16 protein-coding genes and 1 tRNA gene are annotated in these 19270 nt (G+C 65.6%); 10 read left to right on the top strand and 7 right to left on the bottom strand.

Going from position 1 to position 19270, the window contains the following annotated elements; translation table 11 throughout:
- Window positions 1-18: 18 nt before the first annotated feature.
- The 3 genes from aroC to D7S89_RS05980 all read right to left on the bottom strand — a co-directional run bounded on the left by aroC (window position 19) and on the right by D7S89_RS05980 (window position 3740).
- Window positions 19-1119 (bottom strand): chorismate synthase, encoded by a 1101-nt coding sequence (gene aroC / locus D7S89_RS05970; protein ID WP_121276604.1) that lies wholly within the window; start codon window positions 1117-1119, stop codon window positions 19-21.
- An 88-nt stretch (window positions 1120-1207) separates the two neighbouring features.
- On the bottom strand, window positions 1208-3145 hold the full coding sequence (locus tag D7S89_RS05975; protein ID WP_121276606.1) for an MFS transporter: 1938 nt from the start codon (window positions 3143-3145) through the stop codon (window positions 1208-1210).
- A 136-nt stretch (window positions 3146-3281) separates the two neighbouring features.
- Window positions 3282-3740 (bottom strand): CBS domain-containing protein, encoded by a 459-nt coding sequence (locus tag D7S89_RS05980; protein WP_121276608.1) that lies wholly within the window; start codon window positions 3738-3740, stop codon window positions 3282-3284.
- Between the two features lie 214 nt (window positions 3741-3954).
- On the opposite strand from D7S89_RS05980, the gene D7S89_RS05985 reads away from it, so the two are divergent.
- The 3 genes from D7S89_RS05985 to D7S89_RS05995 all read left to right on the top strand — a co-directional run bounded on the left by D7S89_RS05985 (window position 3955) and on the right by D7S89_RS05995 (window position 6658).
- Window positions 3955-5301: an O-acetylhomoserine aminocarboxypropyltransferase gene (locus D7S89_RS05985; RefSeq protein ID WP_121276610.1), complete on the top strand. Its 1347-nt coding sequence runs from the start codon at window positions 3955-3957 to the stop codon at window positions 5299-5301.
- The gene (locus D7S89_RS05990; protein ID WP_121276612.1) at window positions 5298-6128 is read left to right on the top strand and encodes an alpha/beta fold hydrolase; all 831 of its coding nucleotides are present in this window, start codon (window positions 5298-5300) and stop codon (window positions 6126-6128) included. Before D7S89_RS05985 ends, D7S89_RS05990 begins: the two co-directional genes overlap by 4 nt.
- Window positions 6129-6337: 209 nt before the next feature.
- Complete coding sequence (locus D7S89_RS05995; protein ID WP_121277316.1) at window positions 6338-6658, top strand: Mpo1-like protein; 321 nt, start codon at window positions 6338-6340, stop codon at window positions 6656-6658.
- A gap of 73 nt (window positions 6659-6731) precedes the next feature.
- Here D7S89_RS05995 and D7S89_RS06000 read toward each other — a convergent pair whose 3' ends face one another.
- Window positions 6732-8033, bottom strand: coding sequence for a YihY family inner membrane protein (locus D7S89_RS06000; protein ID WP_121277317.1), 1302 nt, complete (start codon window positions 8031-8033; stop codon window positions 6732-6734).
- A gap of 150 nt (window positions 8034-8183) precedes the next feature.
- Here D7S89_RS06000 and wrbA point away from each other — a divergent pair, with 150 nt between their 5' ends.
- From wrbA to D7S89_RS06020, 4 genes are all read left to right on the top strand, one after another.
- Entirely contained in the window at window positions 8184-8786 is a 603-nt protein-coding gene (gene wrbA, locus D7S89_RS06005; protein ID WP_121276614.1) for an NAD(P)H:quinone oxidoreductase, read from the top strand.
- On the top strand, window positions 8783-9271 hold the full coding sequence (locus tag D7S89_RS06010) for a DUF2069 domain-containing protein (RefSeq protein WP_121276616.1): 489 nt from the start codon (window positions 8783-8785) through the stop codon (window positions 9269-9271). The genes wrbA and D7S89_RS06010 overlap by 4 nt, the downstream gene beginning before the upstream one ends.
- Window positions 9272-9342: 71 nt before the next feature.
- Window positions 9343-10779, top strand: a complete 1437-nt coding sequence (locus D7S89_RS06015) for an FAD-binding oxidoreductase (protein WP_121276618.1) — start codon at window positions 9343-9345, stop codon at window positions 10777-10779.
- A 113-nt stretch (window positions 10780-10892) separates the two neighbouring features.
- Complete coding sequence (locus tag D7S89_RS06020; RefSeq protein WP_121276620.1) at window positions 10893-11717, top strand: metallophosphoesterase; 825 nt, start codon at window positions 10893-10895, stop codon at window positions 11715-11717.
- A 22-nt stretch (window positions 11718-11739) separates the two neighbouring features.
- Here D7S89_RS06020 and D7S89_RS06025 read toward each other — a convergent pair whose 3' ends face one another.
- Together D7S89_RS06025 and D7S89_RS06030 are read right to left on the bottom strand one after the other, a co-directional pair.
- The gene (locus tag D7S89_RS06025; protein WP_121276622.1) at window positions 11740-13461 is read right to left on the bottom strand and encodes a sensor histidine kinase; all 1722 of its coding nucleotides are present in this window, start codon (window positions 13459-13461) and stop codon (window positions 11740-11742) included.
- A gap of 243 nt (window positions 13462-13704) precedes the next feature.
- Window positions 13705-13781: transfer RNA gene (locus D7S89_RS06030), tRNA-Pro, on the bottom strand.
- An 82-nt stretch (window positions 13782-13863) separates the two neighbouring features.
- Between D7S89_RS06030 and sixA the strand changes: the two genes are divergently transcribed.
- Window positions 13864-14322 carry a phosphohistidine phosphatase SixA gene (gene sixA / locus D7S89_RS06035; protein WP_121276624.1) on the top strand — a complete coding sequence of 153 codons (459 nt, stop codon included), beginning with the start codon at window positions 13864-13866 and terminating at the stop codon, window positions 14320-14322.
- Window positions 14323-14509: 187 nt separating this feature from the next.
- On the top strand, window positions 14510-15328 hold the full coding sequence (locus tag D7S89_RS06040) for a GNAT family N-acetyltransferase (RefSeq protein WP_121276626.1): 819 nt from the start codon (window positions 14510-14512) through the stop codon (window positions 15326-15328).
- Between the two features lie 63 nt (window positions 15329-15391).
- On the opposite strand, the gene ppx is transcribed toward D7S89_RS06040, so the two are convergent.
- Window positions 15392-16903 (bottom strand): exopolyphosphatase, encoded by a 1512-nt coding sequence (gene ppx / locus D7S89_RS06045; RefSeq protein WP_245982723.1) that lies wholly within the window; start codon window positions 16901-16903, stop codon window positions 15392-15394.
- Window positions 16904-17204: 301 nt separating this feature from the next.
- Here ppx and ppk1 point away from each other — a divergent pair, with 301 nt between their 5' ends.
- A complete protein-coding gene (gene ppk1, locus D7S89_RS06050; RefSeq protein ID WP_121276628.1) occupies window positions 17205-19268 on the top strand; it encodes a polyphosphate kinase 1 in 2064 nt (687 codons plus the stop codon).
- The last annotated feature ends 2 nt before the right edge of the window (window positions 19269-19270 follow it).

Below are 19270 nucleotides of genomic sequence, written 5' to 3' on the forward strand. Positions count from 1 at the left end.
GCCTGCCCCGCCCGCCTCTTACGGTGCGCTCGCCGCGATCTTCGGCGTCGTCACTTGCACGTCGCCGCACTGCGCGCGATGGCGCAACGCATGGTCGATCAGCACGAGCGCCAGCATCGCCTCGGCGATCGGCGTCGCCCGAATGCCCACACACGGATCGTGACGGCCGAACGTTTCGACGACGGCCGGCTCGCCCGCCTTGTCGATCGAGCGACGCGGCGTACGGATGCTCGAGGTCGGCTTGATCGCGATCGACACCGTGATGTCCTGGCCCGTCGAGATGCCGCCGAGGATGCCGCCCGCGCGATTGCCGACGAAGCCTTGCGGCGTCAACTCGTCGCCATGCTCGGAGCCGCGCTGCGCCACACTCGCGAAGCCCGCGCCGATCTCGACGCCCTTCACGGCGTTGATGCCCATCATGGCGTGCGCGATGTCGGCATCCAACCGGTCGAACAACGGCTCGCCGAGCCCCACGGGCACCCCGCTTGCGACGACGTTGATACGCGCGCCGATCGAGTCGCCGTCCTTGCGCAGCGCATCCATATAGTCTTCGAGACGCGGCACGATCTCGGCGTTCGGCACGAAGAACGCGTTCTCGCCGACGTGCGACCAATCAACGAACGGCACGTCGATTTCGCCGAGCGCGCTCATGTAGCCGCGCACCTCGACGCCGAAGCGCTCGCGCAGCCACTTCTTGGCGACGGCGCCAGCCGCCACCGTCGGTGCCGTCAGCCGCGCCGACGAACGCCCGCCGCCACGATAGTCGCGCACGCCGTACTTCTGCCAGTAGGTGTAGTCGGCGTGGCCGGGCCGGAACGTCTCGACGATGTTGCCGTAGTCCTTGCTGCGTTGATCGGTGTTGCGGATCAGCAGCCCGATCGGTGCCCCCGTCGTCACGCCTTCGAACACGCCCGACAGGATTTCGACCTTGTCGTCTTCCTGTCGCTGCGTCACGTGGCGCGACGTGCCGGGCTTGCGACGATCGAGTTCGAGCTGAATATCAGCTTCCGACAACGTCATGCCCGGCGGGCACCCGTCGATCACGCAGCCGATGGCAGGGCCATGCGATTCGCCGAACGTCGTACAAGTGAACAGCGTGCCAAGAGTATTGCCGGACATGGACGTGCCCCTAGGAAAGTGGAATGCGAAAGGTGGTTATTATGCCTCGCGCGTGGCAAGGCCGCCGGAGCGCTCAGCGCCGCCGGCGCTAGCGGCGCGGCCCGCGCAGCTCGGTGACGATGCGCTGCAACGCTTCGGGCGTCGCGGCCTGCGGCTCGAGCGGTTCGGCCACGGCCAGCGTGAGGCGGCTCGACACCCCCTTGCGCAGCGGACGCGGCCAGTGCGCATCGGTATCGCGCGAAAACACGCTGCCCCACAGACCTCGCAGCGCCATCGGGATGACAAGCACCGGCGTACGCTCGACGATGTGCGTGACGCCATGACGGAACGCATTGATGTCGCCATCGCGCGTAAGCTTGCCCTCAGGGAAGATGCAGACGAGCTCGCCCTCGGCGAGAGCCTCCGCGCAAGCGTCGTAGGCCTTGGTGAGCATGGTGGGATCTTCGTGCGAAGGCGCGATCGGAATCGCCTTCGCGTGGCGGAACACCCAGCCGCCGAACCGCGAGCGGAAGATATGGTAATCCATCACGAAGCGGATCGGCCGTGGGCTTTCGGCCATGATGACGACCGCATCCACGTAGCTGACATGGTTGCATACCAGCACCGCGGGCCCCGTCACGGGAATGCGCTCGGGATGCACGAGCCGGATCCGGTAGAACGTGTGCACGAGAACCCACGCAATAAAGCGCAACAGGAACTCGGGCACGAGCGAATAGATGTACGCGGCCACAACGATATTGAGCAGCGCGGTCGTCAGGAAGATGCCGGGAATGCTGACGCCGGCCGAGGTCAGCACGATCGCCATCAGCGCCGAGACGATCATGAAGAACGCGTTGAGGATGTTGTTGGCCGCGATCATGCGCGCGCGATGCGTGGGCTGGCTGCGGCTCTGGATCAGCGCATAGAGCGGCACACTATAGAAGCCGCCGAACATCGCGAGCAGGAACAGGTCGGCAAGAATGCGCCAGTGCCTGAGCTGGCCCAGGAACTCGCCGACGGTGAACAGGTGCTGCGCGCTCGGCAGCGCGTGGCTCGCGAAGTAAAGATCGATCGCGAACACGCTCATGCCGATCGAGCCGAGCGGGACGAGGCCGATCTCGACGCGCCGCTTCGAGAGCCGCTCGCACAGCAGCGAGCCCGTGCCGATGCCGAGCGAAAACGTCGCGAGCAGCACCGTGACCACGTCGGGGTTGGCCGACAACACATCCTTCGCGAAGTTGAAGAACGACGTGAGGAACGTCGCGCCGACGAACCACAGCCACGACACGCCGAGCAGGCTCAGGAACACCGTGCGGTTCTCGCGCGCGAGCGCGAGATTGCGCCAGGTTTCGGTGAACGGATTCCAGTTGATGCGCAGGTCAGCCTGCAGCGCCGGCGACGCCGGCACCATGCTCGACGTGAGGCGCCCCACGATCGCGATCGTCACGCAGCTGCACGCGAGGATCCACGTGCCGTGCTCGACGAAGCCGGCCGAGGCCCCGCCGATGATCGTGCCCACCAAGATCGCGATGAACGTGCCCATCTCGACGAGCCCGTTGCCGCCCACGAGCTCATGATCGTCGAGGTGCTGCGGCAAATAGGCGTACTTGACGGGCCCGAACAGCGTCGAATGCACGCCCATCAGGAACGTGCCGAGGTACAGGAGCGACACCTGGTGCCACAGGAAGCCCGCACCGCCGATCAGCATCACGACAATCTCGAACGTCTTCACGAAGCGCGTGAGCGTCGCCTTGTCGTACTTGTCGGCGATCTGCCCCGAGGTGGCCGAAAACAGCACGAACGGCACGATGAAGATCGCCGAGATCAGGAACGCGGCCGTTTTCGCGTCGACGCCCGAAAACCGCGCCGTCTGATAGGTCACGAGCGACGTGAAGCCGATCTTGAAGACGTTGTCGTTGAGGGCACCGAAAAATTGCGTCCAGAAGAATGGCGCAAAGCGGCGCTGCTTCATCAGGCCGAATTGCGAAGGGTGTTCGCGCGTGGCGCTTTGCGCGTAGGACGTGGCGGGCAATGGGCTATCGCTCATGCAGCGGGGAGATGTCGGTCGTGATCGAAACGGCGGCCCGTCGTGCGGCGGCCAGATGGCAGTATGGTGAGGCGGAGGCAAGAATGGCCGATGAGGCCGCGCACATCATGCGCGGCCTCATCGGCCAGCGCACGAATCAGTGCTTCTCTTGCTGCTTCTCTTCTTCCGGCCAGTCGCGGATGTAGGCCTTGAGCATCCGGTTTTCGAAGCTTTGTTCTTCCACCACGGCCTTCGCCACGTCATAAAACGAGATCACGCCCATCAGCGTGCGATTCTCGAGCACGGGCAGGTAGCGCACGTGATGCTCGAGCATCATGCGACGCACTTCGTTGACGTCCGTCTCGGGCGTACAGGTGAGCGGATGGTCGTCCATGACCTTGCGGATCGTCGACGTCCCTACGCTGCCGCCGTTCGCGCGCAGCGTCAGGATGATCTCGCGAAACGTGAGCATGCCGACCAGATCGCCGAACTCCATCACCACGAGCGAGCCGATGTCATGTTCGGCCATCGTGTTCACTGCGTCCTGCAGCGGGGTATCGGGCGTGACCGTAAACAAGGTGTTGCCCTTGACCTTCAGGATGTCGCTGACTCTCATGGCTGTCTCCCGGTGAAGCTTGAATAGATCGGGCGATCCTAGCGGAAAGCCCCTCAAAAGGAAAGCCGAGCGCCGCCAGAAGCCGCGCCAGCCATCGTTCGCAGCCGCACTATCCGCGGCATCGGCGCGCCTATCCAACATTGGATGCCTTCCCGGCAATGATACGATGGCCGACACTTCAACCCTTGCCGGGCCAGAAGCCCGGCCGCCATCGATGTCCGCCAACCGTTTCGATACGCTTGCGCTGCATGCCGGCGCAGCGCCCGACCCCACCACGGGCGCCCGCGCGACGCCCATCTATCAAAGCACGGCCTTCGTCTTTCGCGACACCGACCACGCAGCTGCCCTGTTCAACATGGAGCGCGCCGGCCATGTCTACTCGCGCATCTCGAATCCGACCGTGGCCGTCTTCGAGGAGCGCGTCGCCGCGCTCGAGAACGGCGCGGGCGCGATCGGCACGGCCAGCGGGCAGGCAGCCCTGCACCTGGCCATCGCGACGCTGATGGGTGCGGGCTCGCACATCGTCGCCTCGAGCGCGCTCTATGGCGGCTCGCACAACCTGCTGCACTACACGTTGCGCCGCTTCGGCATCGAAACGACGTTCGTCAAGCCGGGCGACATCGACGCCTGGCGTGCGGCGCTGCGGCCCAATACGCGCCTGCTGTTCGGCGAAACGCTCGGCAATCCCGGGCTCGACGTGCTCGACATCGCGACCCTGGCCGAGATCGCGCACGCACACGGCGTGCCGCTGCTCGTCGATTCGACGTTCACGACGCCTTATCTGATGAAGCCGTTCGAGCATGGCGCCGATCTCGTCTATCACTCGGCCACCAAGTTCCTCGGCGGCCACGGCACGACCGTGGGCGGCGTGCTCGTGGACGGCGGCACGTTCGACTTTGCGGCATCCCACCGCTTCCCCGAGTTCACCGAACCGTATGAAGGCTTTCACGGCATGGTGTTCGCCGAGGAAAGCACCGTCGCCCCGTTCCTGCTGCGCGCGCGGCGCGAAGGACTGCGCGACTTCGGCGCCTGCCTGCACCCGCAAGCCGCCTGGCAATTGTTGCAAGGCATCGAAACGCTGCCGCTGCGCATGGAGCGGCACGTTGCGAACACGCGCCGGATCGTCGAATTCCTGGCCGGCCACGCGGCCGTCGAATCGGTCGCATACCCGGAACTCGAATCCCACCCCGATTATGCGCTCGCCCAGCGGCTGTTGCCGCGCGGAGTCGGCGCCGTCGTCAGCTTCGACCTGCGCGGCGACCGCGCGGCGGGCCGGCGCTTCATCGAGACGCTGACGCTGTTCTCGCATCTGGCGAACGTCGGCGATGCGCGCTCGCTGGTGATCCATCCCGCGACGACCACGCACTTCCGCATGGACGCCGCCGCCCTCGCCGCGGCCGGCATCAGGGAAGGGACGATCCGCTTGTCGATCGGACTCGAGGACCCGGACGACCTCATCGACGACCTCAAGCGCGCGCTCAAGGCCGCCGCGAAAACCGCAGCGAACCCGTCGAAACCCGCCGCGTCCGGCCCGGCCGCCTCGAACAAGGAGTCCGCATGATTCACACCGTTCACGGCAAGGCCGCCTATGCCTACACGGGCGGCAAGACGTTCGATCCGGCGCGGCCCACCGCTGTCTTCCTGCATGGCGCACAACACGATCACAGTGTCTGGGCGCTGCAAAGCCGCTACTTCGCCCATCACGGCTTCAACGTGCTCGCCGTCGATTTGCCCGGCCACAGCCGCAGCGCCGGGCCCGCCGCGACGAGCATCGGCGAACTGGCCGACTGGCTGGCCGCGCTGCTCGATACGATCGGCGTCGATCGCGCGTTCGTGGCCGGCCACAGCATGGGCTCGTTGATCGCGCTCGACTTCGCGGGCCGGTACCCCACCCGCGCGACGCATCTCGCGCTCGTGAGCACCGCTTTCCCGATGGTCGTTTCCGACGCGCTGCTCGATGCTGCGCTGCACCGCGAAAGCGAGGCCATCGAGCTCGTGAACAATTGGTCGCACTCGAGCCTCGCCGCCAAGCCGTCGTGCCCCGGACCCGGCTTCTGGCTGCACGGCATGAACCAGCGGCTCATGGAGCGCGTGGCCGCGCGCGGTGAGCCGCACCTGTTCCATACCGATTTTTCGGTCTGCAACCGCTACGCGGACGGGCTCGAGCGCGCCGCGCAGGTTCAGTGTCCCGTACGCTTCGTACTCGGCAGCAAGGACATGATGACGCCAGCCCGTGCCGCGCGAGCCCTCGTCGACGCGTTCAAAACGGCAGGCACGGCAGTGGACGTCGTCACGCTCGATGCCGGCCATGCCTTGATGTCGGAGCAGCCCGATGCGCTGCTCGACGCGCTGTTCACGTTCGCCAAGCGGGCCCCGCTCGCGGCCTGACACTGACGATACGCGCTCGGCCGGGTACGCGCGACTCGGCCGAACGGCCAGGTTGCGGTGCGCAAGCGATCGCCGCACAATGGGTTTCGTCTAACCGGTAACGGTTTGGCGACCGGTGCCTGCCAAGGGGCGGCGTGTCTTGCCGACGCCGCCGCACTGCCCTTCCCTGGCCGCAGGCGGACGCACCCATGACGCAGAAGGAGGTCGCGATGGCTCCCGGCGCACCGACGAACGACTTCGCCAGTTTCGCGCAGTTCTATCCGTTCTATCTCGGCGAGCACCGCAACCCGGTGTGCCGACGGCTGCATTTCATCGGGTCACTCGGCGTGATCGGCTGCGTCGCGATGGCTGTCGCCACCGGCTATTGGCAATGGCTGCCGGCCGCGGTCGCGTGTGGCTACGGCTTCGCATGGGTCGGGCACTTCTTTTTCGAGAAGAACCGTCCCGCCACGTTCCGTCACCCTATCTACAGCCTGATGGGCGACTGGGTGATGTTCAAGGACATCTGCGTCGGCAAGATTTCGCTCTAGCCGCCTGGCGGCAGGCGCTGCACACGCACCGTACGTTCGCGGCGCGGCGAACGTACGGCACTGCCGCCAAGCGTCATGCCGCGTGGTGCGGCGCCGTCGGCGAGATACCCGCGCCTTCGTTGCGCCAGGCCTGCCGCGCGTCGCGCGCCGCAAGCAGCACCGCCAGCGAGATCTCGAGCTTGTCGTTCCTCAGCGCACCGAGCAACGCATCGCAGTCGACACGCGTCGGGTCGAGCTTCAGCTGATATTCGAGCTCCTCGCGGTCGATCACGAACATGTCGAAGAGCCTCGCCACTGTGATCTGAGAGAGATTGACGAGCAATGCATAGCGCGGCTCCTGCTCGTCCTGCAAGCGCGTGACCCAGCCGCGACGCACGAACTTGGCGATGAGGCGCGTCGTCGTATCGAGGTCACAGCGCACCAGGTTGGCGAGCTCCATCGCGGTGCGTCCGGGCCGGCCCGCTTCGCGCGCGTCGTCCAGGCGCACGAGCAGCTCGAGCGCATCGAGCAGGTCCCCGCCCGGGTACCGCCGCCGATGAAACTGCCCCACGCGAATGGCCGGCAATGCCGAGGCGATCGTCGCGCCCGTCAGCGTGATGAACCAGCTCAGATACACCCAGAGCAGGAACATCGGCACCATCGCGAACGCACCGTACACGGCCGTGTAAGTCGGAATGCGCCGCACGTAGGCGCCGAAGCCTCGCTTGGCAAGCTCGAACGCGATCGCCGCGCACAACCCGCCCACCAAGGCATCCCGCCACTGCACCATGCAGTTGGGCAGATAGACGTACAGCATCGAGAACGCGAGCGCCGTCAACGGCAGCGCGGCGCCCGTGAGCGCCCATTCGATGAGCAGCGGCACGCGCCCGCCTGCGATCGTGCCCGACTCGGTGAACAGGTATGACGTGATCGACAGGCTCATGCCGATCAACAAGGGGCCCAACGTGACGATCGCCCAATACACGAGCACGCGCTGCGCGAACGGGCGCGGCTTGGGCACGCGCCACAGCACGTTGAACGCCGATTCGACCGTCATCATCGTCATCACGGACGTGACGAACAGCACGATCATGCCGGCCGTCGTCAGCCCCTTCGCTTTCGAGGCGAACTGATTGAGGTACTTGAAGATCTGGTTGTTGATCTGATCGGGCATCAGGTGCTGCGCAAGAAACATCTGCAGCGACGCCTGGAACTTCCCGAAAATCGGAAACGCGGTGAACAGCGCAAACGCGACCGTCGCGAGCGGCACGATCGCGAGCATCGTCGTGAACGTGAGGCTGCCCGCGACCTGGGCGATACGGTCCTCGCGGCTGCGCTGCAACGCAAAGCGCGCGAGACGTTTGAGCGTGTCGAGATCGGCACTCAACTTCGGCAAGAACACTTCTCCTTCTTCTTCGAATCATCGGTCGGCACTGCGCGCAACGCCTCGGCCACGACCACGCAGCCTGACTTGGCCGCGCGGACTGGACACTCCTGCCTGCGCGCCTGCCCTGCCCCTATAATAAGCCGCTCACGCAAGAGGCCCATGAAAGACATTCTCGTACTCTATTACAGCCGCCACGGCGCGACGCGCGAACTGGCGCTCGCCATCGCTCAAGGCATCGACAGCGTACCCGGCATGCAGTCGCGCATCCGCACCGTACCGAGCGTCTCACCCGTCAGCGAGGCCACGGCGCCGGCCATTCCGGACGACGGCCCGCCTTACGCGGAAGCGCGCGATCTCGAGGAATGCGCCGGTCTCGCGCTGGGCTCGCCAACCCGCTTCGGCAACATGGCCGCATCGCTCAAGCACTTTCTCGACAGTACGACGCCCCAATGGCTGAGCGGCGCGCTCGCCGGCAAGCCCGCGTGCGTGTTCACGTCGACGGGAAGCATGCACGGCGGCCAGGAGACCACGCTGCTCTCGATGATGCTCCCGCTCCTGCATCACGGCATGCTGATGCTCGGCATTCCCTACACGGAAAGCACGCTCTCGACCACGCAGACCGGCGGCACGCCCTATGGCGCCTCCCATGTCGCGGGAGCCGGTGCGCGCGAGTCCGCGCTGTCGGCCGACGAGAAGACGCTGGCCGTGGCGCTCGGCGCGCGTCTTGCGCGTACGGCGTCGATGCTGGCCGCGCAGCGATGAAGCAGCCCTCTGACCAGGCCTGGCCGACCAGCGGCGCACACAGTGAAGCGCCCGTGCGGCGCAACGGCTGCGCACTCGGCGCCGCCTGCACGCTGATCGCACTCGTCGTGCTCGCGCTGGCCTGGGAACGTTGGCTCGCGCCGCTGCGCCCTGGCGGCTCGGCGCTCGTGCTGAAGGCGCTGCCGCTCGCGCTCGCGGTGCCGGGCGTGATGCGCCGCCGTCTTTACACGCTGCAATGGGCATCGATGCTGATCCTGCTCTATCTGGCCGAGGGCATCGTGCGCGGTATGACCGACGCGGGACTGTCGGCCAAGCTCGGCTGGCTCGAGACGGCGCTGACCGCCCTGTTTCTCGTCTGCGCGCTCGCCTACGTCGCTCCGTTCAAGCGCGCGGCGCGGCTCGCCAAACGCGCACCAGCCGCCGCGCCGCCACCGGAGGCCGAAGCAGCCGATCCGAGGCCGGTGCCGCAGCAGCCCGAACCTTGAGCGCCAAGCCGCCGCATCCCGCCTGACCGACCCAATCAAGCCGCCCCTTTCGTAACCGAGACGACCCAATCATGACCGACGCTGCCCTCGCCACCCGCTCCGCCTTCGTCGCCGCCTGCCGCGAGGCGATCGGCGATGCGCACGTGCTGACCGACGCGCACGATACCGAGCCGTTCCTGACCGACTGGCGCCGCCGCTACCAGGGCGCTGCGTGCGCCGTCTTGCGCCCCGGCACGACCGAGGAAGTCGCGGCGCTCGTGCGGCTCGCCAACACCCATCGCGTGGCACTCGTGCCGCAAGGCGGCAATACGGGGCTGGCGGGCGGCGCCACGCCCGATGCGAGCGGCGCGCAAGCCGTGATCAGCCTGGCGCGCCTGAACCGCGTGCGCGCGCTCGATCCGCACAACAATACGATCACGGTCGAAGCGGGTGTCGTGCTGGCCGAAGTCCAGCGCCGCGCGCGCGATGCCGAACGGCTGTTTCCGCTGAGCCTCGCGGCCGAGGGCAGCTGCACGATCGGCGGCAATCTGGCGACGAATGCGGGTGGCACGGGCGTGCTGCGCTACGGCAACGCACGCGAGCTGTGCCTCGGGCTTGAAGTCGTCACGCCGCAAGGCGAGATCTGGGACGGGCTGCGCGGCCTGCGCAAGGACAACACCGGCTACGACCTGCGCGATCTGTACATCGGCGCCGAAGGCACCCTGGGCATCATCACGGCCGCCGTCATGAAGCTGCATCCGCAGCCGGCCGCGCGCGTGACCGCACTGGCGGCGCTGGCCTCCCCGCACGCGGCGCTCGATTTCCTCGCGCTCGCGCAACGTACTGCCGGCCCGCTGCTGACCGGCTTCGAGCTGATGTCGGATTTTTGCCTTCGTCTGGTCGGCAAGCACTTCCCGCAGCTGCGCTACCCGTTCGAGCAATCGCATCCGCAGATCGTGCTGCTCGAACTGTCCGACAGCGAAAGCGAAGAACATGCACGCACGCTATTCGAGCAGATGATGGAAACGGCGCTCGAGCAAGGGCTCGTCGATGATGCCGTCGTTGCCGAAAACCTCTCGCAGTCGCGTGCGTTCTGGGACCTGCGCGAGCACATTCCGCTCGCCCAGGCCGAGGAAGGCTTGAACATCAAGCACGACATCGCCGTCCCGATCTCGAGCATCGGTGCGTTCATCGAAGAAACCGATGCGGCCATCGCGCAAGCCGTGCCAGGCGCGCGCATGGTCACGTTCGGCCACCTTGGCGACGGCAATCTGCACTACAACGTCCAGGCCCCCGAGGGCGGCGACGCCAAAGCGTTCCTCGCGCAGCATCAAACCATGCTCAACCGCATCGTCTATGACAGCGTGGACCGTCATCATGGCAGCATCAGCGCCGAGCACGGCCTCGGTCAGCTCAAGATCGACGAAGCGGCACACTACAAGTCGAGCGTCGAAGTGCGGCTCATGCAGACGTTGAAGGCGGCGCTCGATCCTTTGAGCCTGATGAACCCTGGCAAAGTGCTACGCTAACGACGAAGCACGAAGGCGCCGTGCCGGCCCGTCGGCACGGCGGCGCGCTCGTGCGTCGGTCAGCGTGAGTGCAGCGCACTTACTTTGACCCCGTGCAAAGCAAGAGGCATGCTGTGAAGATCCGCGTATTGTCCGACCTGCATCTCGAGTGCGACGAGCCTGACACGATCGCCCACGCCGATGCCGATCTCGTCGTGCTGGCCGGCGACATCCACAACCACGCCGAGGGCGTGCGCTGGGCCGCCGAAACCTTCGATCCGGACGTGCCCGTCGTCTATGTGCCGGGCAACCACGAATACTACGACGGCGAGTTCGGCGCGCTCGAAATGGCCATGCGCGATGCCGCCGCCAGCGTCGAGCACGTGCACTATCTGAACAATGCGTCGCTCGTCGATGATGCCGGGCGCTGGCGCGTGCTCGGCACGACGCTGTGGACCGACTTCGAGTTGTTCGGCGCGGCCCCCGACGCGCTCGCGCGTTCGATCGTCGCTGCCGAGCGGGTCATGCTCGACTTTCGCGGTCCGATCCAGCTCACGTGGCCGCACGATGCGAGCACCGCGCACGACGCACCCGGCGCCGCGCGCCTGTTCACGCCGGCCGATTCGCTCGAGCTGCATCGCCATGCGCTCGCCTGGCTCACGGCTGAACTCGCCAAACCGTTTGCCGGCCAGACGATCGTCGTCACCCACCACGCACCGCATCGCCGCAGCTTGGCCCCTCGCTTTGCCGACGATCTCGCCTCGGCGGGCTTCATCAGCCATCTGCCGACGCTCGTCGGTCCCCCGGTCGCGCTGTGGATCCACGGCCACACGCATACGGCGTTCGATTACGTCGAGAATGGCACCCGCGTCGTCTGTAATCCGCGCGGCTACATCAGCCGCCGCACAGGCGCGCTCGAAAACGACCAGTTCGCATGGGACAAGATCGTCGAGATCTGAACCCTGACACGCCCCCGCCTGCTCACGACGACTGACGCTCTTGCGTCTGCACCGCCAGCGGAATGCGTACGTCGATCGTCGTGCCCTGCCCCGGCGACGACTCGATCGTGAGCCGGCCTTCGACGAGATAGGAGCGTTCGCGCAGCCCGGCGAGCCCAAACGAATTGAGCTTGCGCGGAGCGGCCGCATCGAAGCCGAGCCCGTTGTCGCGCACGAGGAGTTGCACTTCGCCGTCCTCACGAACGAGGCTGACCATCACTCGCGAGGCATGCGCATGCTTCGCCACGTTCTGAAGCGATTCCTGCATGATGCGGAACGTGGTCGACGCTTGCGGCTCGTCGAGCTCGAGATCCTCGGGTTCGACGAACAGATCGCATTCGATGCCGTAGCGCTTGCGGAAACCTTGCACGAGCCACTGGACCGCGGGCACGAGCCCGAGATCGTCGAGCATCAACGGCCGCAAGTCGGAGGCGATGCGGCGTGTCGAAGTCACCGCTTCGTCGATCAACGCGCGCATGCCCGGCAGCTTGCCGATAGCAAGGCTGTCTTCGGCAGGCAGCCGCTCGCCGAGCCGGTCGAGTTCGAGCCGCAGCGTCGCGAGCGTTTGCGCGAGCTCATCGTGCAGCTCGCGCGCGATGTGCCGCTTCTCCTGCTCGCGCGCTGACGCGCCGATCGCGGCCACTTCGCGCAGTTCGGCCTGCGATTGCTTGAGCGCCGTTTCGGCTCGCATGCGCTCGGCCACTTCATGCTGCAGGTCGCGGTTCGATGCGGCCAGTGCCGCCGTGCGCGTGGCGACACGCTCCTCGAGCAGCGCTTTCGCCTCGTTGAGCTCGGCCGTCTTCTCCAGCACGAGACGATGTTCGAGACGTTCGTTATCGAGCGCCTTGACGACACGCGCATAGAGCTTGACGTTCTCGAACGTGAGCGTGATCAGCACGAAGGTCGCCGCAACGAGTCCGAAAACGCGTCCCGCGTAGAAACCGAGATCGAACCGGTGGCGATTGAGCGCCGACGACAACGCGATGTCGAACAGCCACGCGCACAGCACCACGAGCAGCCACAAGTCGAGCACCGAATGCGGCCGCCGGTGCCACAGCACGGCAAGCGCAATGAAACTGATCGACCACACGGCCGCGATTACGCCGATATAGACGGGCGTATAGCGCTCCTGCTCGAGTATCGTGGGCATCAGGGACTGGCCGACCGTCGTCAGCGCCGTGAACGCCCCCACGATCAGCAAAGCACTGCTGATACAGACGAGGACCGGCAGCGCCGGGCTGGCTCGGTGCGGTGGCTCCAGGCGTTGCTCGCGCGGCGCCAGCGTATAGGCGATGACCGCAAGCGGAAAGAGCGCGTGCCAGAACATGTAGAGCCAGGCCGTTGTCTGCGGGCCCGCGCCGAGCAACCCCTCGGGCGTGAAGAGCCCCGGAAACGTGAGCATGTGCGCGGCCGCGGCGCAGGCCGTCAACAGATAGCCGGCGGCGAGTATCAGCAGCGCCGGGGCCCGCAGGATGCTGAACTGGCCGATCAGCAGCGCAGCCGTCAGCACGTCGCTGACGACCATCGCCGATTCGTAGATGGGAATGAAGGCCCAGATGCGGGCGAGCGGCACGCGCACGAAAGGCACGATCGCGCAGAACAATACGAGGGACACCAGCACGACACCGATCGCGAACTGGCGCTCGCGCCGCTCAGGCCGCAACGTCGAGAAGAACACTTTGGAATCGTCTGACAACTCGCTCAAGCTGCCCCCTGGTGCTTGATTGCGGCAATGCGTCATTCATGCGTGCCAGTCATATTATGGGATGACATTGACGCATCGGCAAAGCAGTCGCCCACGCGGCGGCTCGCCGGCGCCAGTTGCTTTGACATACAGGGGAAAGGAACCAAGGACAGCGAATCCGCTCACATAGCGGTGGCGTGGCGCACGGCGCACAAAAACGAAAAGGGGTTACGAGCAAAACACCCGTAACCCCTCTTGCATGCGTGGTCGGAGCGATAGGATTCGAACCTACGACCCTCTGATCCCAAATCAGATGCGCTACCAGGCTGCGCTACGCTCCGACGAATCGAGGATTCTAGCCTTGACGGCGGTGTCTGGTCAAATCAAATCGAACCGCCGTCGACCACCAGGAGGACACATCGCATGAATTTGATTCTCTGGCGCCACGCAGAAGCCGAAGACATCGCCGAGAGCGACCTCGCCCGGCAGCTCACGCCGCGTGGCCGCAAACAGGCGCAGACCGTCGCCAAATGGCTCAAGGGCCATCTCGAAGCCGACACGGTCGTCCTCGTGAGCCCCGCCGCACGCACGATCGAAACCGCTCAGGCGCTGACGGACCAATACCGCATCGTGCCCGAGATCGGTCCCGGCGCCGATCCGTCGGCCGTGCTCACCGCCGCCCGATGGCCTGAAGGCGTGGCAGCCACCGTCGTCGTCGTCGGCCATCAGCCCACGCTCGGGCTGGTGGCCGCCGACCTCGTGGCGGGCCAGCGCACCGAGTGGACAATCAAGAAAGGCGGCTTGTGGTGGCTCAGCGGACGCGAGCGCAACGGCAACGGACAGGTCGTCGTGCGGGCGGTGCTCGCCCCCGATCTCGTTTGATTGCGCATCAATCTTCAGTTCTTTGACCGCCTTCCTTGCCTATCTCGCGATCAGACACTAAACATGAAGGCTGTGTGTCTTGCGTGCGACATGTCATCGCATCGACACGCATTTGCCACGCAAGCGTCATCGCCGGTTACTACATTGCACGAAAGCAGCCAACCTTTCATCGCCATCAGGAACCTTTATGCGAGACCTGCCGACGCCCACCCTGCCCCTCGCTTCGATCCCGCTCGACTCGCGCCGCCGTCTGCCACGCGCCGAGGAAACCGTCACGCCGCAGCATCGCCTGCACGTGTCTTGGGCTCGGACCGAAGAGGCGCTTCGCGAAGCGCAGCGGCTGCGCTATCGCGTGTTCGCCGATGAGATGGGCGCTCAACTCGCCGGCCCCGCGGGCCTCGACGTCGATGCCTTCGATGCTTACTGCGACCACTTGCTCGTCCGCGACCTCGACACGCTGAAGGTCGTCGGCACCTACCGCGTGCTGCCGCCGCATCAGGCCGCGCGTATCGGCCGCTTGTACGCCGAAAGCGAATTCGACCTGTCGCGCCTCGCGCACCTGCGCTCGAAGATGGTCGAAGTGGGCCGCTCGTGCGTGCATCCCGACTACCGCAGCGGCTCGGTCATCATGTCGCTGTGGGGCGGGCTCGGCACCTACATGATGCAGAACGGCTACGAGACGATGCTCGGCTGCGCCAGCGTGCCGATGGCCGACGGCGGCCATTTCGCAGCCAACCTGTACGAATCGCTGCGCGAGAACTCGTTGACGAGCCCTGAATACCACGCTTTCCCGCACACGCCGCTGCCGGTCGAGGAACTGCGCACGGGCGCGCGCGTGGCGCCGCCGCCACTCGTGAAGGGCTATCTGCGCCTCGGCGCGAAGATTTGCGGCGCGCCCGCCTGGGATCCCGACTTCAACTGCGCCGACTTCCTCACGCTGTTCCGCCTGACCGATATCAACGCGCGCTACGCTCGTCACTTCCTCGGCGAAAACACGCCGCGCTGAGTCGATCAGCCGCGAACGACAAACAAAGCCCGCCAGCGCGCATGCGCGGCGGGCTTCGTTTCATCAAGCGTCGGTATAGATCACGCGATAACGCGTGCCGACCTTCTCCCATTCGGCCGCTTCCTGAATCAAGCTGTAGTCGGTCAGCGGATTGTTGGCGACCCACTCGTTCGGCAGCCGGACTTCGTACCCGCCGTTCGAGCGTGCAATGCGAATGCCGGGCAGCCCCACATCGGTGCGTCGCCGGCATAGCAAGGCCGCCAGCCGCAGGCAGAACAGCAGCGGCCACTCGACTTCGCGCGCCTGCGACAACTTGCCGAGTTTGCCCACATGGCCCAGCACGAGCGCGGCCAGACGCGCCTGATCGGTACGCGAGAAGCCCGGCATGTCGGCATTGCTGGCGATATAGGCCGAATGCTTGTGGTAGGCGCTATGCGAGATCGACAGGCCGATCTCATGCAGCGCCGCCGCCCAGCCGAGGAACATGCGGCTTTCCTCGGCGCGCTCGCGATCGGTCTCGCCAAGCTGGTTGTAAAAGCCGACCGAGAGCTCGGCGATACGCTCGGCCTGCGCGCGGTCGACGCCGTAGCGACGCATGAAGCCTTGCACCGTGACGGCACGCATGTCCTCATGCTGGGTGCGCCCAAGCAGGTCGTACAGCACGCCGAGACGCAGCGCGCCGTCGGTCGTGTCGACGTAATCGATGCCGAGCTCCTCGAACACGGCCAGCATGATCGACAACCCGCCTGCGAGCACGGGCACGCGATCGGGCTTGAGCGCGACGAGCTTGAGCCGGTTCACGTTCTCGGCCTTGATCAGCGCACGCTTGAGCCGCTCCAGGCCACCGCGCGAGATGCCGTGCGTGATGCCGGGATCGTTGAAGCCGTTGGCCTCGACGAGCTCCGCGAGCGCGCGGGCCGTGCCCGACGAGCCGACTGCCTGATCCCACCCCGCCTGCTTGTACTCGCGCGAGATGATCTGGATTTCGCGCTTGGCCGCGAGTTCGGCCTGGCGCATCGTGTATTCGTCGACGTTGCCGGCCGGAAAGAACGCACGGCTGTGGCTCACGCAGCCGATGTAGAGGCTCTCCATGACCAGCGGCGTGTAATGCGAGCCGATGATGAATTCGGTCGAGCCGCCGCCGATGTCGACGACGAGGCGCTTGCCGGGACTCGCCGGCACCGAATGGGCAGCCCCTGCGTAGATGAGACGCGCCTCTTCGCGGCCCGCGATCACCTCGATCGGAAAGCCGAGCGCGCGCTCCGCCTCGCCCAGAAACTCGCCCGCGTTCTTCGCCACGCGCAGCGTGTTGGTCGCCACCGCCCGCACGTGATCAGGATGAAAGTCGCGCAGACGCTCGCCGAATCGCTTCAGCGCATTCCAGGCACGCACTTGCGAGGCACGGTCGAGCAACTTGTCGGCCGAGAGCCCAGCCGCCAGCCGCACAGGCTCGCGTAGCGCGTCGACCTGATAGATCTGGCTGCCGGCCGGCGTTTCCTCGACGCGTCCGACGATCAGTCGAAAGCTGTTGGAGCCAAGGTCGACGGCGGCGAGAAGATGCGCAGTGGTGGGCATTAGGGAACAGGACTCCTGTGCGAGCGCGGCAGGTATCCCGGGCCCTCGTGCCCGTCACCTTGCCCCGCTGGTCAAAGACGCCATTGTAAGCACATAGTATTTCCTGCCGGTCATCATTCGCCATGCGGACTTATGCGGTTTCGTCGCGCGCACCCGCCACCGCCCTCAGCGAAGTCTCAAAATTAAGCTGATTGCACGTAGAATTCATGACAATAACCATTCATCGGAATGACATAGAACTGTGAGAATTTCCGAGCGTCCGTTCGTACCTTCATCCGACCCTTCTCATCTGTCTTTGCCGATGTCGCTGCGCTACCCTTTGTTGAACCGCGAGTTGGGCATTCTGGGCTTCAACGAGCGTGTGCTGGCGCAAGCCGCAGACCCGTCGGTACCGCTGCTCGAACGTTTGCGCTTTATCTGCATCACGAGCAGCAATCTCGACGAGTTCTTCGAGGTTCGCATGGCCGGCCTGCAGGAGCAGATGCGCGACAACCCGGGCACTCTGACGCCTGACGGTATGTCGTTGCAGCATGTCTACGATCTCGTGGTCGAGCGCGCGCACAAGCTCGTGCATCGGCAATACGCGATGCTGCACGAGACAGTGTTGCCGGCACTCGAAGAAGAAGGCATCTATTTTCACGGCACCGAAGCCTGGACCGAAGCGCAGACCGAGTGGGCGCGTCGCTATTTCGCCGACGAACTGCTGCCCGTGCTCACGCCGATCGGCCTCGACCCTGCCCATCCGTTCCCGCGCGTACTGAACAAGAGCCTGAATTTCGTCGTCGAGCTCGAAGGCAAGGATGCCTTCGGCCGGCAGGCGGTCATGGGCATCGTGCAGGCGCCGCGCGCCCTGCCCCGGCTCGTGCGCATGCCGCAGGAGCTGTCGGGCTTCGCGCACGGGTTCGTGCTGCTGAGCTCGCTGATGCAGCGCTTCGTCAGCGAGCTGTTCCCGAACCTCATCGTGCGCAGCTGCAATCAATTCCGCATCACGCGCAACAGCGAGCTGTTCGTCGACGAGGATGAAATCACGAATTTGCGCGTCGCGTTGCAAGGCGAGCTGCCGGCGCGCCACCTCGGCAACGCCGTGCGGCTCGAAGTGTCGGCCGATACGCCCGCGCATCTGTTGCGGCGTCTGCTCGAAGAAAGCGGGCTGACGGAGAAGGACTGCTACCGCGTCGACGGCTCTGTCAATCTCGTGCGGCTCATGCAACTGCCCGAGCTGGTCGACCGCCCCGATCTCAAGTTCGTGCCGCATGTGCCGGCCGCGCCCGCCCTGCTCGCGAATACGTCGAACCTGTTCGATACGATCGATCAGGGCGACGTCCTGCTGCACCATCCGTACGAAAGCTTTCAGCCCGTGCTCGAGTTGCTGCTGCAAGCCGCGCAGGACCCGAACGTCGTCGCGATCAAGCAGACCATCTATCGCACGGGCACCGAATCGCCGCTGATGGACGCGCTGATGCAGGCGGCACGCAATGGCAAGGAAGTGACGGTCGTCGTCGAGCTGCTCGCGCGCTTCGACGAAGAGACCAACATCAACTGGGCTGCCCAGCTCGAAGCCGTGGGCGCGCACGTCGTGTACGGCGTCGTCGGCCACAAGTGCCACGCGAAGATGATGCTGATCGTGCGGCGAGTGACCGAGAACGGCAAGTCGAGGCTCAAGCGGTATGCGCACCTGGGCACCGGCAACTATCACCCGCGCACCGCGCGCCTCTACAGCGACTTCGGCGTCCTGACGGCCGATCAGATCATCTGCGAGGACGTGCATCATGTCTTCCAACAGCTGACCGGCATCGGCGGCGAGCTCAAGCTGCACGAGCTGTGGCAGTCGCCGTTCACGCTGCATCCGAAGCTGATCGATGCGATTCGCGCCGAAGCCGAGCATGCACGCGCGGGCAAGAAAGCGCGCATCGTCGCGAAAATGAACGCGCTGCTCGAACCGACCGTCATCGCCGAGCTATACGAGGCCTCACAAGCGGGCGTGAAGATCGATCTGATCGTGCGCGGCGTGTGCTCGCTGCAGCCAGGCGTCCCGGGGTTGTCGGAGAACATCTCGGTGCGCTCGATCGTCGGGCGCTTCCTCGAGCATCACCGCATCTTCTATTTCTTTGCGGGCGGCAAGGAGCACGTCTACCTGTCGAGCGCCGACTGGATGGACCGCAATTTCTTCCGCCGCGTCGAAGTCGCGTTTCCGATCAAGGACCGGCGACTCAAGCGGCGCGTGATCGCCGAAGGGCTGTCGGCATTTCTCGGCGACAACCAGTCGGCGTGGGTCATGCAAAGCGACGGCCACTATCGTCGCATCCGCCCCGGCAAGACCTCGCGCAACGCGCAGGCGAGCCTGCTCGCGAAGTTCTGCTCGTAACA

The sequence above is a fragment of the Trinickia fusca genome (assembly GCF_003628145.1).
Lineage (GTDB): Bacteria > Pseudomonadota > Gammaproteobacteria > Burkholderiales > Burkholderiaceae > Trinickia > Trinickia fusca.

Bases quoted from the DNA above. Each gene is read 5' to 3' on its own strand.
- aroC (WP_121276604.1), bottom strand. From the start codon at position 1,119: ATGTCCGGCAATACTCTTGGCACGCTGTTCACTTGTACGACGTTCGGC.
- D7S89_RS05975 (WP_121276606.1), bottom strand. From the start codon at position 3,145: ATGAGCGATAGCCCATTGCCCGCCACGTCCTACGCGCAAAGCGCCACG.
- D7S89_RS05980 (WP_121276608.1), bottom strand. From the start codon at position 3,740: ATGAGAGTCAGCGACATCCTGAAGGTCAAGGGCAACACCTTGTTTACG.
- D7S89_RS05985 (WP_121276610.1), top strand. From the start codon at position 3,955: ATGTCCGCCAACCGTTTCGATACGCTTGCGCTGCATGCCGGCGCAGCG.
- D7S89_RS05990 (WP_121276612.1), top strand. From the start codon at position 5,298: ATGATTCACACCGTTCACGGCAAGGCCGCCTATGCCTACACGGGCGGC.
- D7S89_RS05995 (WP_121277316.1), top strand. From the start codon at position 6,338: ATGGCTCCCGGCGCACCGACGAACGACTTCGCCAGTTTCGCGCAGTTC.
- wrbA (WP_121276614.1), top strand. From the start codon at position 8,184: ATGAAAGACATTCTCGTACTCTATTACAGCCGCCACGGCGCGACGCGC.
- D7S89_RS06010 (WP_121276616.1), top strand. From the start codon at position 8,783: ATGAAGCAGCCCTCTGACCAGGCCTGGCCGACCAGCGGCGCACACAGT.
- D7S89_RS06015 (WP_121276618.1), top strand. From the start codon at position 9,343: ATGACCGACGCTGCCCTCGCCACCCGCTCCGCCTTCGTCGCCGCCTGC.
- sixA (WP_121276624.1), top strand. From the start codon at position 13,864: ATGAATTTGATTCTCTGGCGCCACGCAGAAGCCGAAGACATCGCCGAG.
- D7S89_RS06040 (WP_121276626.1), top strand. From the start codon at position 14,510: ATGCGAGACCTGCCGACGCCCACCCTGCCCCTCGCTTCGATCCCGCTC.
- ppx (WP_245982723.1), bottom strand. From the start codon at position 16,903: ATGCCCACCACTGCGCATCTTCTCGCCGCCGTCGACCTTGGCTCCAAC.
- ppk1 (WP_121276628.1), top strand. From the start codon at position 17,205: ATGTCGCTGCGCTACCCTTTGTTGAACCGCGAGTTGGGCATTCTGGGC.